The following is a 15935-nucleotide window of genomic DNA, read 5'->3' as shown; positions in this document are numbered from 1 at the left end:
GGCGGCGCGGGAGCGTTGCAATCCCTTGAGTCAGCGTTTGCTACAAAAATAGTAGCATTTAGCGCTTATGGATAAAGCGCTGGAGGCCATTTTGGCTTGAATTTTTTGGCGAATGGCGCCTTGCCAGGCGCTCAGCGCCCCACCATGTTGCCCGGCACCACCCACTGGTCGAACTGCTCGCCCGTGACGTGGCCCGAGGCCACGGCCGCCTCGCGCAGGCTGGTGCCTTCCTTGTGCGCCTTTTTGGCAATGAAAGCGGCCTTGTCGTAGCCGATGTGGGTGTTGAGCGCGGTGACCAGCATGAGCGAGCGGTCCACCAGCTCGGTGATGCGCTCGCGGTTGGGCTCGATGCCCACGGCGCACTGGTCGTTGAAGCTGACCATGCCGTCGGCCAACAGGCGCACGCTCTGCAGGAAGTTGTGGGCCACCATGGGGCGGAAGACATTGAGCTCGAAGTTGCCCGAGGCGCCGCCGAAGTTGATGGCCACGTCGTTGCCGAACACCTGCGCGGCCAGCATGGTCACCGCTTCGCTCTGCGTGGGGTTGACCTTGCCGGGCATGATGGAAGAGCCGGGTTCGTTCTCGGGGATGCTCAGCTCGCCGATGCCGCTGCGCGGGCCGCTGGCCAGCCAGCGCACGTCGTTGGCGATCTTCATCATGCTGGCGGCCAGGGTCTTCAGGGTGCCGTGGGCGTGCACCAGGCCATCCACCGAGGCCAGCGCCTCGAACTTGTTCGGCGCGGTGACGAAGGGCAGGCCCGTGAGGCGCGCCAGCTCGGCGGCGGCCTGCTCGGCATAGCCCTTGGGCGCGTTCAGGCCCGTGCCCACCGCCGTGCCACCCAAGGCCAGCTCGTACAAATGGGGCAGCGCGGCGCGCACATGGCGCTCGCCATGGTCCAGTTGCGCCACATAGCCCGAGAACTCCTGGCCCAGCGTGAGCGGGGTGGCATCCTGCAGATGGGTGCGGCCGATCTTGACGATGCCGTCGAAGTCCTGCGCCTTCTTCGCCAGCGTGGCGCGCAGCTTGGCGATGGCAGGCAGCAGCTTGTGCGTGAGCGCCTCCACGGCGGCCACGTGCATGGCGGTGGGGAACACGTCGTTGCTCGACTGGCTACGGTTCACGTCGTCGTTGGGGTGCACCAGGCGGCCTTCGCCACGCTCGCCGCCCAGAATCTCGCTGGCGCGGTTGGCCAGCACTTCGTTGACGTTCATGTTGGTCTGCGTGCCCGAGCCCGTCTGCCACACCACCAGCGGGAACTCGCCGGCATGCTTGCCAGCGATGACTTCATCGGCCGCAGCCACGATGGCATCGGTCTTCTTGGCATCCTGCAGGCCCAGCGCCTGGTTGACCACGGCCGACGCGCGCTTGACCTGGGCCAGCGCCTTGATGATCTCGCGCGGTTGCTGCTCGCCCGAGATGTCGAAGTTCTGCAGCGAGCGCTGCGTCTGCGCGCCCCAGAGCTTGTCGGCCGGCACCTCGATGGGGCCAAAAGTGTCGCGTTCGGTACGGGAGGTCATGGGCAGCGGTTCTCCAAGTTGAAAAAGCAGGAAAAGTGAGAAAGGGCGGGCAAACGCACGGCCCGGCCTGGAGCCGCCGCGGGGCTGCAGGGGCTGCCTGCGTCTGGCCCCAAAACAGGTGCAACCGGGAACATCGTCGCGCCTGGCAGCATAATGCAAAAACGAACCATTCTCATTTATGGAGTTGCGCAGCCTGAGCGGGTTGCGCCCGGCCAGTGTGCGGCAAGCCCCGCAGCAAAGAGCAACAAGCCTCGCCGCCAACACTGCCGGAGGGGGCATCTGCGGGGGCATGGCGATGGATACCAATCCGCCCGCTGCAGGCAAAACCCCCGCGCCGGCACGCCTTCGCACCGGTGGATACACTCCGACGCGCGCGGCCATGCCCTTTCCGCCCCGTGCCTGCTTCATTCATCCATTGCGCTGCCGCGGCCTATCTGCCCTGGGCCTCTTGACGGCGCCGCGCGCCCGATGCACCCTGCCCATCCAACCCCAGCATTCTTTGCACCATGAACACGTTCATGCCCTCCAGCTACAACCTGTTCGTGGTGGCGGCCTCCTTTGCGATCGCCATGCTGGCGTCATACGTGACACTGGACCTGGCGCGCCGCGTGCGCACGGCGCAGCGCCGCGTCGGGCTGGCCTGGTGGGCCGCAGGCTCCATCGTCATGGGCACGGGCATCTGGGCCATGCACTTTTTGGGCATGCAGGCCTTCCGGCTGCCCATCGAGATCGGCTTTGCCGGCGGCCCCACGCTGCTGTCGTGGCTGGCAGCGGTGACCGCATCTGCCATGGCCCTGCAGCTGGCCAGCCAGGAAACCTTTGGCCGGGCCCAACTGGCCATGGGTGCGCTGGTGATGGGTGCCGGCATCAGCGGCATGCACTACATCGGCATGGCCGCCATGGAGATGGCGCCCGGCATCGTCTGGAACCTGCCGCTGGTGGCGCTGTCGGTGCTGATCGCGGTGCTGGCATCGGCCACGGCCCTGCTGATCTTCAAGCTGCTGCGCCGGGTGCGGCCCAGCCAGCGCCTGCCCTACCAGCTGGCCGCATCGTTCGTGATGGCGGTGGCCATCTGCGGCATGCACTACACCGGCATGGCGGCGGCCAGCTTTGCCATGGGCTCCGTGTGCCTGAGCGCGGGCGAGCTCGGCGGCCCGGGCCTCACAGCCATGGTGCTCATGGCCACGGGCATGCTGCTGGTGAGCACACTGTTCACGTCCATTCTGGACGCGCGGCTGCAGGCCACGGCCGAGCGCCTGACGAAGTCGCTGCAGGACAGCAACACCCGCCTGCAGGCCGCCAACGACGAGCTGCAAAAACGCGCGTTCGCCGACGCGCTGACCGGCCTGCCCAACCGGCTGCTGTTCGAAGACCGGCTCATCCACGCGCTGCTGCGCCTGGACCGGACCAACCACCACCGCGTGGAAGACCGCCTGGCCGTGCTGTTTGTGGACCTGGATGGCTTCAAGCCCATCAACGACTCCTTTGGCCATGCCGCGGGCGACGTGATCCTGCGCGGCGCAGCCGACCGCCTGCGCCGCGAGGCGCGCGAGGGGGACACCGTGGCCCGCGTCGGCGGAGACGAGTTTCTGATCCTGCTGGAAGACGTGACCGACGTGGCCGCGAGCGTGATGGTGGCCAACCGGGTGCTGGCATCGCTCTCGGAGCCTTTCGAAGTGGCGGGCAAACAGGTGCAGATCGCCTGCTCCATCGGAATCGTCGTGCACCCCGACCACGGGGAGCGCGGCAAGCTGGTGGCCAACGCCGATGCCGCCATGTATGCCGCCAAGCGCGCGGGCGGCGGCTGCTATGCGCTGTTTGAACCCCACATGGGCTCGGACGCCTCAGAGCAGCTGGAGTTGCAGAACGACCTGCGCCAAGCCATTGACCGGGGCCAGCTGGCCCTGCACTACCAACCCAAGATCGACGGAACGCGCGGCCAGATCAGCGGGGTGGAAGCGCTGCTGCGCTGGAAGCACCCCCAACATGGCATGGTGAGCCCCGTGGTCTTCATCGCGCTGGCCGAGCGCTTCGGCCTCATCGGACGGCTGGGCAACTGGGTCATCAATGAAGCCTGCCGCCAGACCGCCGAGTGGGCCCGCAGCGGCATGCGCATGCGCGTGGCCATCAACCTGTCGGTGCACCAGCTGCGCGAGGCCGGGCTGGCCGAGCGCATCGAGCAGGCGCTGCTGCGCCACGGGCTCGATGCCTCGCAACTGCTGTGCGAGATCACCGAATCGGTGGCCATGGAGGACATCAAGGCCACGCAGCGCACCTTCGAGGGGCTGGCACGCATCGGCGTGTTCCTGTCCATCGACGACTTCGGCACCGGGTATTCCAGCCTGAACTACCTGCGCCAGCTGCCGGCGCAGCAGCTCAAGATCGACCGCAGCTTCGTGAACGATCTGGAAAGCAGCGAAGACGCCCGCGCCGTGGTGGCCGCGGTGGTGAGCCTGGCGCATGCCCTGGGGCTGCGGGTGGTGGCCGAGGGGGTGGAGACCAGCGGCCAGCGCGATATTCTGCTGGGCATGGGCTGTGATGAATTGCAGGGCTTCTTCTATGCCCATCCCATGCCGGCAGACACGCTGCTGGCATGGTCACAAGGTGAAAAACCGGTCGGCAGTGCAGACTTCACGCCGTCCGTCATCGGGTCGTTGCCAGAGCTGTAAGGCCGCCTGCTGCGCGCCTGAAAGCCCCGGCCATGGCACGTCGTCGGAAAAGGACGACACCCGTGTCAGCGTCGCCTGACGCCGTGCAGCCCACGGTCGGCGCACCATGGCACTTCAGCGGCAACGCTGCCACTGCCGCGCCGGCCCCCAGGACTGGCGCACGTCCCCCCAACAAACCTGGAGACCCTCATGGCCACCAGCAGCCTTCTCGGCATTGACGCCGACCACCTTCCCCCGGCCCACAGTGCGACCGGCATTGACAGCCTGGGGCCCAGCGACGCCTCCGACTCCGGCAGCGACAGTGCGGGCGCCTACGGTTCCGAGACCGACAGCGACACCGACCGCTTTGGCACGGGCGAGCGCAGCAGCGTGGAGCCCGCCCCCCAGCCCCTGGCGCGGGACATCCTGCCCGACCACGTGGAAGACATGTCGGAGGAAAGTGAAGAACCCGGCATGGACATGGAAGACAACGGCCTGCCGGAAGCCCCCGACATGCAGCATGGCACGCATGGCCATGCCGCTCCGCTGACTGCAGACGACCTGCCGGAAAGCGAAGCAACGGACGAAGACGAAGAGAGCGAATAGCACCCCGGAACCATCGGGACGGGGTTCCCGCGTCAAGCGGCAAGTGGCGCAACGGCGGGGTGTGCCATTGCGCGCGCGGAGCTCCGCTGGCGGGGGTCTGTCAAAATACGGTCCGCCTGCCATCGGCAGTGCTTCTGGAAGACCGGCAGTGGCCAGCCAGGAGTGCGTGCGGCGGGCAGAACAGGAACGTGCTTGCGTTCTCCATAAGACTCCCCACGACACGCCATGACCACCTCCATCCGCCAGGACGATCTCATCGAATCCGTAGCCGCCGCGCTGCAGTACATCAGCTACTACCACCCCACCGACTACATCGCCCACCTGGCCCGCGCCTATGAGCGCGAGCAAAGCCCGGCGGCCAAGGACGCGATCGCCCAGATCCTGACCAACAGCAAGATGAGCGCCACCGGCCAGCGCCCCATCTGCCAGGACACCGGCATCGTCAACGTGTTCCTGAAAGTGGGCATGGACGTGCGCTGGGAGGGCTTCACGGGCAGCCTGGACGACGCCATCAACGAAGGCGTGCGCCGTGGCTACAACCACCCCGACAACACCCTGCGCGCCAGCGTGGTGGCCGACCCACACTTCGACCGCAAGAACACCAAGGACAACACCCCGGCCGTGATCTTCACCGAGATCGTGCCCGGCAACACCGTGGAAGTGACGGTCGCAGCCAAAGGCGGCGGTAGCGAAAACAAGAGCAAGATGGTCATGCTCAACCCCGGTGACAGCATCGTCGACTGGGTGCTGAAGACCGTGCCCACCATGGGCGCTGGCTGGTGCCCACCTGGCATGCTGGGCATCGGCATCGGCGGCACCGCTGAAAAAGCCGTGCTGATGGCCAAGGAAAGCCTGATGGACGACCTGGACATGTACGAGCTGCAGGCCAAAAAGGCTTCTGGCGCCGAGCTGACCAAGGTCGAGGCCCTGCGCATCGAGCTGATGGAAAAGGTCAACGCCCTGGGCATTGGCGCGCAAGGCCTGGGCGGCCTGACCACCGTGCTGGACGTGAAGATCAAGATGTACCCCACCCACGCCGCCAGCAAGCCCGTGGCCATGATCCCCAACTGCGCCGCTACCCGCCACGCCCACTTTGTGATGGACGGCAGCGGCCCGGTCTACCTCGACCCGCCGTCGCTGGACCTGTGGCCCAACGTGAACTGGACGCCCGACTACAAAACCAGCAAAAAGGTGGACCTGAACACCTTGACCAAGGCCGAAGTCGCCAGCTGGAAACCCGGCGACACCCTGCTGCTGAACGGCAAGATGCTGACGGGCCGCGACGCCGCCCACAAGCGCATCCAGGGCATGCTGGCCAAGGGCGAGCCACTGCCCGTGGACTTCACCAACCGCGTCATCTACTACGTTGGCCCCGTGGACCCGGTGCGTGATGAGGCCGTTGGCCCCGCCGGCCCCACCACCGCCACCCGGATGGACGGCTTCACCGAAATGATGCTGGCCGAAACCGGCCTGATCGCCATGATCGGCAAGGCCGAGCGCGGCCCGGTCGCCATCGAAGCCATCAAGAAGCACCAAAGCTCGTACCTGATGGCCGTGGGCGGCGCCGCCTACCTGGTCAGCAAGGCCATCAAGACCGCCAAGGTGGTGGGCTTTGCCGACATGGGCATGGAAGCCATCTACGAATTCGACGTGGTGGACATGCCCGTGACCGTGGCGGTGGACGCCGGCGGCACCAGCGCCCACATCACCGGCCCGGCCGAATGGCAAAAGAAGATCGCCACGGGCGAGTTCAAGGGCATCGGCGTCGCCGCCGCAGCCTGATGAACACAAAACCCGCCTGAGCGGTGCTGGGCAGGCCATAGCGCCTGCCCCCGCCGGGCTTTCTCCCCGACTCTGTTCCTTCTCCGGTTCACAAGGATCCATGACCGAAGCACAGCAACTCCCCATCGGCGTGTTTGACAGCGGCGTGGGGGGCCTGAGCGTACTGCGCGCCCTGCGGGCAGCACTGCCCCATGAGCGTTTTGTGTACCTGGCCGACAGTGCCCATGCGCCGTACGGCGAACGGGGCGATGCCTATGTGGGTGCCCGCACCCATGCCATCACGCGGTACCTGCTCGAACAGCACCACATCAAGGCCCTGGTGGTGGCTTGCAACACCGCCACGGCGGCGGCCATCCACGAGGTGCGCGCCAGCCACCTTGATCTACCTCTTGTGGGCCTGGAGCCCGCCATCAAGCCTGCGCTGGCGGTGACCCGAACCGGCCGCGTGGGCGTGATCGGAACACGGGGCACACTCACCAGCGCCAAGTTCGGCAAGCTGCTGGGCTCGCTGGCCGAACAGGCCCAGTTCGTGGTGCAGCCCTGTGACGGCCTGGCGCACGCTATCGAGCGCAGCGTGGCCCGGCCAGCGCCCGTGCCCGGCGCCTCGGTGGGTGCAACGGAAACGGGTGCCCTGTGCGAACGGTACCTTCAGGCCATGGGCGATTTCGGCACAGCACCAGGGCAGATCGATACGCTGGTGCTTGGGTGCACCCACTATATTTTTGTGGCCCACGAACTTCGGGCACTGGTAGGCCCCCATGTGCAATTCATCGAGACCGGTGAACCCGTGGCCCGGCAGACGCGACGATTGCTGGAGACAGCGGGGCTGCTGGCAACGCCCGATGGTGCCCCTGCCACGGATGTCTCTCGCACCCGCCTGCTTACCACCGGGCCGGTGGCCATGCTTCAGGCAGCAGCCGAGCGCTGGCTGGGTCTGCCTGCAGACTGCTGTGAAACAGTGTCTGTACCCTGATTCAACATATTTTTGGGGCCTGGCGCTTTACCAACAAGCGTTCATTGCTATTAAATAAATAGCATTCACTTTCTACGCTGAACCGGTTTCTGAAGCTCCACCCCACAACCGCTCCCCCACATGCTCCATGTGGGTGAGGTACAGGCGCAGATCGAACTCATACTGGTGGTATTGCGGCTCCATGTGGGTACACAGCTGGTAAAAAGCCTTGTCGTGGTCCTTCTCACGAAGGTGGGCCAGCTCGTGGACCACGATCATGCGCAGGAACTCGTCCGGCGCCTGTTTGAACATCGACGCAATGCGGATCTCATGCCTGGCCGCCAGCCGGTTGCCCTGCACACGCGAGACCGCCGTGTGCAACCCCAAGGCGTGGCGCACTACGTGGATCTTGTTGTCGAAAAGAACCTTGTTGACCGTCCCCGCGTTGCGCAGGTAGCGCCCCTTGAGTTCCTGTGCGTAGTCGTACAGGGCCCTGTCGCTGCGCACCGCATGGGCCTGGGGGTACTTGCGCTGCAACATGGCTCCCAGCCGCCCTTGCGCCAACAGATCGCGCGCCTGGTCTTGCAAGGACGCGGGGTAGGAACGCAGATACGGTAGATCGGAGGTCATGGGAGAAGGGACAGCGCGCAGGGAATCACAGAGCTACAGAACTGCGCGGCAGTGCCGTGGAGCCCATGCATGCAACCCGGGCTGATTGCCACAGCCTGCCGCCTGCTTTTCAACACGAGCGCGGACAGAAAACAAGCACTCCCGCAACACCGTGTGCCTGGCCAGGCTCAGTGCAGGTGGCGCGGACGGCGGCCACCTCCGCCACCGTGACCGCTGCCAGAGCCCCCTCCACCCGGGCCACGCGGAGGTTTGCCGATCTCCAGCGAGTTCACCAGGGCGTCAAAGCGCTGGCTGAACAGCTTGTCGATCTCCGCCACCACGCCGCCCAGTTCGGCACCATCAAAGTGGCGCTCCATCATGTTCACAACGTCCTGCACCAGCAGATCACGCTGCACCTGCATGATGGCCGCGGGCGTGGGGCCGACAAACAGCATGACGAAGTCGTCGCGCGACTCCGCGCCCTGATCTTCCTCTTCCTCGTCAAAGTCCGCGTCGTAGAACGTGACTTCTATGGCGGCCCCCTGTTCGGCCAGCTCGTTGAGATTCATGCACATCTCGTCGAGCGACTGGCGAAAGTCTTCATCGCCCCGCACCGTCCAGCACATCTGCAACAAGTGCTCCTGGGCATCGAACTTGATGCCTGGCTCTTCTTCATAAGCGCTGGTCGCACCATCGGCCAGCGAGCGGGCTCCGGCGTACTTCCACAGGGGTTTGAGCGCCTCCTGGAGTTGGTCAAAGCTCGCATCGGCGCGCAACTGGACTTGTCCGTGGACGTGGATTTCGAAGGGAGCGTTGTAACTTGACATGATTGAATCGTAGTGGTGCCCCGAGCCGGGGTCGAACCGGCACGCCCCTTTTCAGGAAAGCGGCGGATTTTAAGTCCGCAGTGTCTACCAATTTCACCATCGGGGCGCCGGCTGCCCAACGCACACCTGCATCGCAGCGTAACCCGGGCAGCGCATGCGCGCAATGCCCTGTCGTATCTCTGGTCACAGGGCGGCTGTTCGTCAAACCGCCTGCCCGGCACCACCAAGAAAAAAGGGAAGCCGAAGCTTCCCTTACAAATANTCGAACTCTCGACCTCAACCTTGGCAAGGTTGCGCTCTACCAACTGAGCTATTCCCGCATTTTCTGACTGCCGCCAATGTTTCCATCAACATGAATCAGCAAGCCTCAAATTATATCGCTATTTTTTGGCTCTGTTCGATTGCGAACCAAAAAATCAACCAATCACCATCCATCGTTTTACGATCTCCCTCGATGCGCCAATCCTGGAGGATCTTCAAACATCGACGGCATGGACCGTATCTGGAGGCGCGGTCCGGAGTCGAACCGGACTAACCGGATTTGCAATCCGGGGCATAACCGCTTTGCTACCGCGCCAGGAATTCACATTCCTCTGACAAAAAAGGGAAGCTAATGCTTCCCTTTTTGTGGAAATNTCGAACTCTCGACCTCAACCTTGGCAAGGTTGCGCTCTACCAACTGAGCTATTCCCGCATTTTACCGAAGCCTCACATTGTACAACGTTTGCTGCGATGGAATGAATTGTAGCGCATTTTTTGGGGCTCCCCAAAAAAATTTGCATCAATGTTTCAAGCCATCTGTGGCACCCGAGGCCGCAACGGCCTTGTCGGCAGAAGGCGTCGTCACCACCGCCACTTCCTCGTCCGTCAGGGGCACTGGCTTGGTTTCCAGGGCAACTTCCAGCACCTTGTCGATCCAGCGCACCGGCACGATCTCCAAACCACTCTTCACGTTGTCCGGAATCTCTGCCAAGTCCTTCACATTTTCTTCCGGGATCAGCACCGTCTTGATGCCACCCCGCAGGGCCGCCAGCAGCTTTTCTTTCAGACCACCAATGGCTGTAACTTCGCCGCGCAAGGTGATTTCCCCCGTCATGGCCACATCACCACGCACGGGAATACCCGTGAGGGCCGAAACAAACGCCGTGGTCATCGCAGCCCCCGCGCTCGGGCCGTCCTTGGGCGTGGCACCGTCTGGCACGTGGATGTGGATGTCACGCTTCTCAAACGTTTCATCCTTGATTCCCAGCATCCGCGAGCGGCTGCGCACCACGGTGCGAGCAGCCTCCACGGATTCCTTCATCACATCACCCAGCGAACCAGTGCGCGTGATCACCCCCTTGCCGGGCATGATGGCCGCTTCAATGGTCAGCAGATCACCGCCAACTTCCGTCCAAGCCAAGCCCACCACCTGCCCCACCTGGTTTTGCAACTCGGCACGGCCATAGGTGTACTTGCGCACGCCCAGGAAGTCAGGCAGATTGTCGGCAGTGACAATGACCTTGGGCTCGAGCTTCTTGAGCTGCAAGCCCTTGACCACCTTGCGGCAGATCTTGGACAACTCGCGCTCCAGCGAGCGCACGCCAGCTTCCCGCGTGTAGTAGCGCACCATGTCGCGCACGGCGGGCTCGGTGATCTCGAGTTCCTCGTCCTTCACGCCATTGTTTTTGAGCTGCTTGGGCAGCAGGTATTTCATGGCGATGCTGGTCTTCTCGTCCTCGGTATAACCGGACAGACGGATCACCTCCATCCGGTCGAGCAGCGCCGGCGGGATGTTCATCGAGTTCGACGTGGCGACGAACATCACGTCGCTCAGGTCGAAGTCCACCTCTACGTAGTGGTCGCCGAACGTGTGGTTCTGCTCGGGGTCCAGCACCTCCAGCAGCGCACTTGACGGGTCCCCCCGGAAATCGGTACCGAGCTTGTCGATTTCATCGAGCAGGAACAGCGGGTTGCGCGTGCCTACCTTGGACAGACTCTGCAACACCTTGCCCGGCAGTGCGCCAATGTAGGTGCGGCGGTGGCCGCGGATCTCGGCCTCATCGCGCATGCCACCCAGGGCCATGCGGACGTATTTGCGGCCGGTGGCCTTGGCAATCGACTGCCCCAGCGAGGTCTTGCCCACGCCTGGAGGGCCGACCAGGCACAGGATAGGCGCCTTGACCTTGTCCACGCGCTGCTGCACCGCAAGGTACTCAAGGATGCGGTCCTTGACCTTGTCGAGGCCGAAGTGGTCTTCGTTAAGCACGCCCTCGGCATTCACCAGGTCGTGCTTGATCTTGGTCTTCTTGCTCCAGGGCAGCGCAGTGAGCACGTCGATGTAGTTGCGCACCACGGTGGCCTCGGCCGACATGGGCGACATCAGCTTGAGCTTCTTGAGCTCAGCATCAGCTTTCTTGCGCGCCTCGGCAGACATCTTGGCGAGCTTGATCTTTTTCTCGATCTCCTCAATGTCGGCGCCTTCGTCGCCCTCGCCCAGCTCCTTCTGAATAGCCTTGACCTGTTCGTTCAGGTAAAAGTCGCGCTGGTTCTTCTCCATCTGGCGCTTCACACGCCCACGGATCTTCTTGTCGACGTTGAGGATGTCTACCTCCCGGTCGAGCTGCTCGAACAGGTTTTCGAGACGCGCCTTCACATCGGAGAGGTCCAGCACTACCTGCTTGTTTTCGAGCTTGAGCGGCAGGTGTGCTGCAATGGTGTCGGCCAGGCGGCCTGGATCGTCGATGCTGGAGATCGAAGTCAGAATTTCCGGCGGAATCTTCTTGTTGAGCTTGACGTACTGGTCAAACTGCTGCATCACCGCGCGACGCAGCGCTTCGATCTCGCTGGGCTTGTTGGCCTCGGGCGTAGCCTCGACCGGTGTCACAGTGGCAGTGAAATGAGTTTCTGCGTCCTCAATGGACGTCACCAGGGCACGCTGCTGGCCTTCTACCAGCACCTTGACGGTGCCGTCAGGCAGTTTGAGCATCTGCAGGATGGTGGAAACGCAGCCGACATCGAACATGTCCGACACAGAGGGTTCATCCTTGGCCGCAGCTTTCTGGGCGACCAGCATGATCCGCCGGTCGGCCTCCATGGCCAATTCAAGTGCCTTGATGCTCTTGGGGCGGCCCACAAAAAGCGGGATGACCATGTGGGGAAACACCACCACATCGCGCAGAGGCAGCAGTGGCAGGTCTATAGGGGTGGCTGGCAGGGGTGTATGTCCGGACATGGAAATCCTCAAAGTGCTCTGTGGAAGTTGGTCCACATGTGGGGATTTTCAACCCTTGCACGCAGCCGCACTGCCGCAAGGGTTGATGGTTCAATGGGCGTCAACAAAGCGCCCGCTCCGGTCATCTCAGGCCTTCTTGGCCGCTTCGCGGTAGACGAGCAGCGGCGGCTTGTTTTCTTCGATGGTGGACTCGTCCACCACCACCTTCTCGACGTTGCTGGTATTGGGCAGGTCGAACATCGTGCCAATCAGCGATTGCTCCAGGATCGAGCGCAGGCCCCGGGCACCGGTCTTGCGGGCCAGTGCCTTGCGGGCGATGGCCTTGAGCGCCGCAGGACGGATCTCGAGGTCCACGCCTTCCATGGCCAGGAGCTTGCTGTATTGCTTGACCAGCGCATTCTTGGGTTCGGTCAAGATCTGCACCAGCGCGTCTTCGCTCAGCTCTGCCAGAGCCGTCACCACGGGCATACGCCCCACCAGTTCGGGGATCAGGCCAAACTTGATCAGATCCTCTGGCTCGATCTCGGTGAACACCTCGGTCAGCGACCGCTGTTTCTTGCTCTTGACCGATGCACCGAACCCGATCCCCGAGGCTTCGGTGCGGTTCTCGATGACCTTTTCCAGCCCTGCAAACGCACCGCCACAGATGAACAGGATGTTGGTCGTGTCGATCTGCAGAAAGTCCTGATTGGGGTGCTTGCGCCCACCCTGCGGCGGCACACTGGCCATCGTGCCTTCGATGAGCTTGAGCAGCGCCTGCTGCACGCCCTCGCCCGACACGTCGCGGGTGATGCTGGGGTTGTCCGACTTGCGCGAGATCTTGTCGATCTCATCGATGTAGACGATGCCGCGCTGGGCGCGCTCCACCTCGTAATTGCAGCTTTGCAGCAGCTTCTGGACGATGTTTTCCACGTCCTCCCCCACGTAGCCTGCCTCGGTCAGCGTGGTGGCGTCGGCCATCACAAACGGCACGTCCAGCATGCGCGCCAAGGTCTGCGCCAGCAGCGTCTTGCCCGAACCCGTGGGCCCGATCAGCAAGATGTTGCTCTTGGAGAGCTCGACGTCGTCCTTGTGGGCTTTGTCCTTGTGGCGCAGGCGCTTGTAGTGGTTGTACACCGCCACCGCGAGCGTGCGTTTGGCCACATCCTGGCCAATCACATAGTTGTCGAGGTTGGTCTTGATCTCTACCGGGGTGGGCAGGTCACTGCGGCCTTCTCGCGCCAGGTCACCGGCCGGAAGCTCATCGCGAATGATCTCGTTGCACAGGTCAATGCACTCGTCGCAGATAAAGACCGACGGACCGGCGATCAGCTTCTTCACTTCGTGCTGGCTTTTGCCGCAGAAAGAGCAGTAAAGGGTTTTTTCGCTGGAAGAGCCTTTTTTCTCGGCCATGGGGGCAATGCCTTGCTTGTTACGGAAAGTTGTCGGGATGATAACCAAATAAAAAACGGCGTCTTCCCCAGGGGAAAACGCCGCCGCGCGACCCTGCCGGGATCAGGCGCGCTTGCTGATCACCTGATCGACGAGACCATATTCCTTGGACTCATCGGCCGACAGGAAATAGTCACGCTCGGTGTCCCGCTGGATCTTCTCGAGCGGCTGGCCCGTGCGCTCGGCCAAAATCTTGTTCAGTTGCTCGCGGGTCTTGAGAATTTCGCGGGCATGGATTTCGATTTCAGTCGCCTGGCCCTGCATGCCACCCAGAGGCTGGTGAATCATGACCTTGGAGTTAGGCAGCGCAAAACGCTTGCCCTTGGCGCCGGCCGCCAGCAGGAAGGCACCCATGCTGGCCGCCATGCCGGTGCACAGGGTCGATACATCGGGTTTGATGAAGTTCATGGTGTCAAAGATCGCCATGCCAGCACTCACCGAACCGCCAGGGGAGTTGATGTAGAACGAAATGTCCTTGTCAGGATTTTCGCTCTCCAGGAACAGCAGCTGCGCTACCACCAGATTGGCGGTCTGGTCGTTGACCGGCCCCACCAGAAAAATCACACGCTCCTTGAGCAGGCGCGAGTAGATGTCATAGGACCGCTCGCCACGGCCCGACTGCTCGATGACCATGGGGACCATGCCCAGGCCTTGTATTTCCAATGCGCTCATGTTTTTCTCCAGACAAGCAGGTACTGTACCCAGAAATGAATTGGGGCTTGTGCACGAAAGCACAAGCCCCTGGCGTGTATCGGCAACAACCGGGCAATTCGGTAACAAGCCGCCCGGCCTGGGCCTATCAGCCCTGTTGGGCCATCAGTTCGTCGAAAGACACGGCCTTTTCAACCACTTTGGCCTTGCCCAGCACGAATTCGGTCACGTTGTTTTCAATCACAACGGCTTCCACTTCGGCCAGGCGCTGGCGATCGCCGAAGTACCAGCGCACCACGTCTTCTGGCTTCTCATAGCTGGCAGCCAGTTCGTCAATGTGGGCCTTGAGTTGCTCAGGCTTGGCTTGCAGTTCGTTCGCACGCACCAGCTCAGCCAGCACCAGGCCCAGGCGCACGCGGCGCTCGGCTTGGGGGCGGAACACGTCTTCAGGGATTTCGGCCTTGTCGGCGTCCTTGATGCCACGTTGCTTGAGTTCAGCGCGGGCGCCTTCGAGCAGGCGGGCGATTTCAGCCTGCACGCTGGAATTGGGCAGGTCCAGTTCGGCCTTGGACACCAGTGCGTCCATCACGGCTTGCTTGTTGCGGGCCAGCAGGCGGAACTTGACTTCGCGCTCGAGGTTTTTCTTGATGTCGGCGCGCAGGCCATCCACGGAACCGTCGGCGATACCCAGCGACTTGGCCAGGGCGTCGTTCACTTCGGGCAGGTGGGCGGCTTCGATCTTCTTGATCGTGACGAGGAAGTCAGCGGTCTTACCGGCGACATCCTTGCCATGGTACTCGGCAGGAAATGCCAGAGGGAAGGTCTTGCTTTCGCCGGACTTCATGCCACGCACGGCGTCTTCAAATTCCTTGAGCATCTGGCCTTCACCCACCAGGAACTGGAAGTCTTCGGCCTTGCCGCCATCAAACGGCTCGCCGTCGATCTTGCCTTCGAAATCCACCGTGACGCGGTCACCGTCTTGTGCCGCGGCGTCGATGGCGCGCTGGGCGAAGCTGCGGCGCTGCTTGCGCAGGATGTCAATGGTCTTGTCGATGGCAGCGTCGGTCACTTCGGCCGACAGCTTTTCGACTTCCGCATCGGCCAGATCAGCGATCTTGACTTCAGGGAACACTTCGAAAATGGCGTCGAATGTGACCTGGCCTTCGGGCGCGCCTTCCTTTTCGGTGATGCGGGGCTGGCCGGCAACACGCAGGTTGGCTTCGTTGGCGGCCACGGCAAAGGCTTCGCCGACCTTGTCGTTGAGCACTTCGTACTGCACCGAATAGCCATAGCGCTGGGCCACCACGTTCATGGGCACCTTGCCAGGACGGAAACCGTCCATCTTGACCGTGCGGGCCAGGCGCTTCAGGCGCGTGTCGACTTCGGACTGGATCAGGGTGACGGGCACGCTCAGCGTAATCTTGCGCTCGAGCTTCTCAAGGGTTTCAACAGTAACGGCCATGGCTATTCCTCTTATGAATGTGGATCGTGCTGGCTGCAGCGCAGCAGCGCCGTGTTCCGCAAAGTCTCACATGGGTGGTGCGCGGGGGGGGACTCGAACCCCCACACCATTGCTGGCGTCAGGACCTAAACCTGGTGCGTCTACCAATTTCGCCACCCGCGCGGTTCTACAACAAACAAACAGGCGGCACGAACTGCCGCCTGTGTGAAATCGGTCAACCTTCTATTTTACCCTGA

The 15935-nt window shown here is 62.9% G+C and carries 11 protein-coding genes and 4 tRNA genes; 4 read left to right on the top strand and 11 right to left on the bottom strand.

Going from position 1 to position 15935, the window contains the following annotated elements:
* Positions 1–131 precede the first annotated feature (131 nt).
* Positions 132–1517: a class II fumarate hydratase gene (gene fumC, locus ASE52_RS01640; RefSeq protein WP_057223273.1), complete on the bottom strand. Its 1386-nt coding sequence runs from the start codon at positions 1515–1517 to the stop codon at positions 132–134.
* 506 nt (positions 1518–2023) lie between these two features.
* Between fumC and ASE52_RS01635 the strand changes: the two genes are divergently transcribed.
* The 4 genes from ASE52_RS01635 to murI all read left to right on the top strand — a co-directional run bounded on the left by ASE52_RS01635 (position 2024) and on the right by murI (position 7526).
* A complete protein-coding gene (locus tag ASE52_RS01635; protein WP_057223271.1) occupies positions 2024–4186 on the top strand; it encodes a bifunctional diguanylate cyclase/phosphodiesterase in 2163 nt (720 codons plus the stop codon).
* Between the two features lie 189 nt (positions 4187–4375).
* Entirely contained in the window at positions 4376–4771 is a 396-nt protein-coding gene (locus ASE52_RS01630; protein WP_057223268.1) for a hypothetical protein, read from the top strand.
* Positions 4772–4996: 225 nt separating this feature from the next.
* A complete protein-coding gene (locus ASE52_RS01625) occupies positions 4997–6553 on the top strand; it encodes a fumarate hydratase (protein WP_057223258.1) in 1557 nt (518 codons plus the stop codon).
* Between the two features lie 100 nt (positions 6554–6653).
* Positions 6654–7526: a glutamate racemase gene (gene murI / locus ASE52_RS01620; RefSeq protein ID WP_057223253.1), complete on the top strand. Its 873-nt coding sequence runs from the start codon at positions 6654–6656 to the stop codon at positions 7524–7526.
* 72 nt (positions 7527–7598) lie between these two features.
* Here murI and ASE52_RS01615 read toward each other — a convergent pair whose 3' ends face one another.
* The 10 genes from ASE52_RS01615 to ASE52_RS01575 form a co-directional block, all read right to left on the bottom strand.
* Positions 7599–8135 (bottom strand): M48 family metallopeptidase, encoded by a 537-nt coding sequence (locus ASE52_RS01615; protein WP_029413650.1) that lies wholly within the window; start codon positions 8133–8135, stop codon positions 7599–7601.
* Positions 8136–8302: 167 nt separating this feature from the next.
* Positions 8303–8941 (bottom strand): DUF6806 family protein, encoded by a 639-nt coding sequence (locus ASE52_RS01610; RefSeq protein ID WP_029413648.1) that lies wholly within the window; start codon positions 8939–8941, stop codon positions 8303–8305.
* 13 nt (positions 8942–8954) lie between these two features.
* A tRNA-Leu gene (locus tag ASE52_RS01605) sits at positions 8955–9047 on the bottom strand.
* Between the two features lie 116 nt (positions 9048–9163).
* Positions 9164–9261 (bottom strand) — tRNA-Gly (locus ASE52_RS25895).
* 183 nt (positions 9262–9444) lie between these two features.
* Positions 9445–9518: transfer RNA gene (locus ASE52_RS01600), tRNA-Cys, on the bottom strand.
* A gap of 204 nt (positions 9519–9722) precedes the next feature.
* A complete protein-coding gene (gene lon / locus ASE52_RS01595) occupies positions 9723–12155 on the bottom strand; it encodes an endopeptidase La (RefSeq protein ID WP_010460568.1) in 2433 nt (810 codons plus the stop codon).
* A gap of 126 nt (positions 12156–12281) precedes the next feature.
* Entirely contained in the window at positions 12282–13547 is a 1266-nt protein-coding gene (gene clpX / locus ASE52_RS01590) for an ATP-dependent Clp protease ATP-binding subunit ClpX (protein WP_010460566.1), read from the bottom strand.
* Positions 13548–13649: 102 nt separating this feature from the next.
* Positions 13650–14258: an ATP-dependent Clp endopeptidase proteolytic subunit ClpP gene (clpP, locus tag ASE52_RS01585; protein WP_010460564.1), complete on the bottom strand. Its 609-nt coding sequence runs from the start codon at positions 14256–14258 to the stop codon at positions 13650–13652.
* Between the two features lie 127 nt (positions 14259–14385).
* The gene (gene tig, locus ASE52_RS01580) at positions 14386–15699 is read right to left on the bottom strand and encodes a trigger factor (RefSeq protein WP_010460561.1); all 1314 of its coding nucleotides are present in this window, start codon (positions 15697–15699) and stop codon (positions 14386–14388) included.
* A 75-nt stretch (positions 15700–15774) separates the two neighbouring features.
* Positions 15775–15861 (bottom strand) — tRNA-Leu (locus ASE52_RS01575).
* Positions 15862–15935: the final 74 nt, after the last annotated feature.

The organism is Acidovorax sp. Root275 (genome assembly GCF_001428965.1).
GTDB lineage: Bacteria > Pseudomonadota > Gammaproteobacteria > Burkholderiales > Burkholderiaceae_C > Acidovorax > Acidovorax radicis.
The sequence above is the reverse complement of the archived record's forward strand: the minus strand, read 5'-3'. Positions and strand labels throughout refer to the sequence as shown.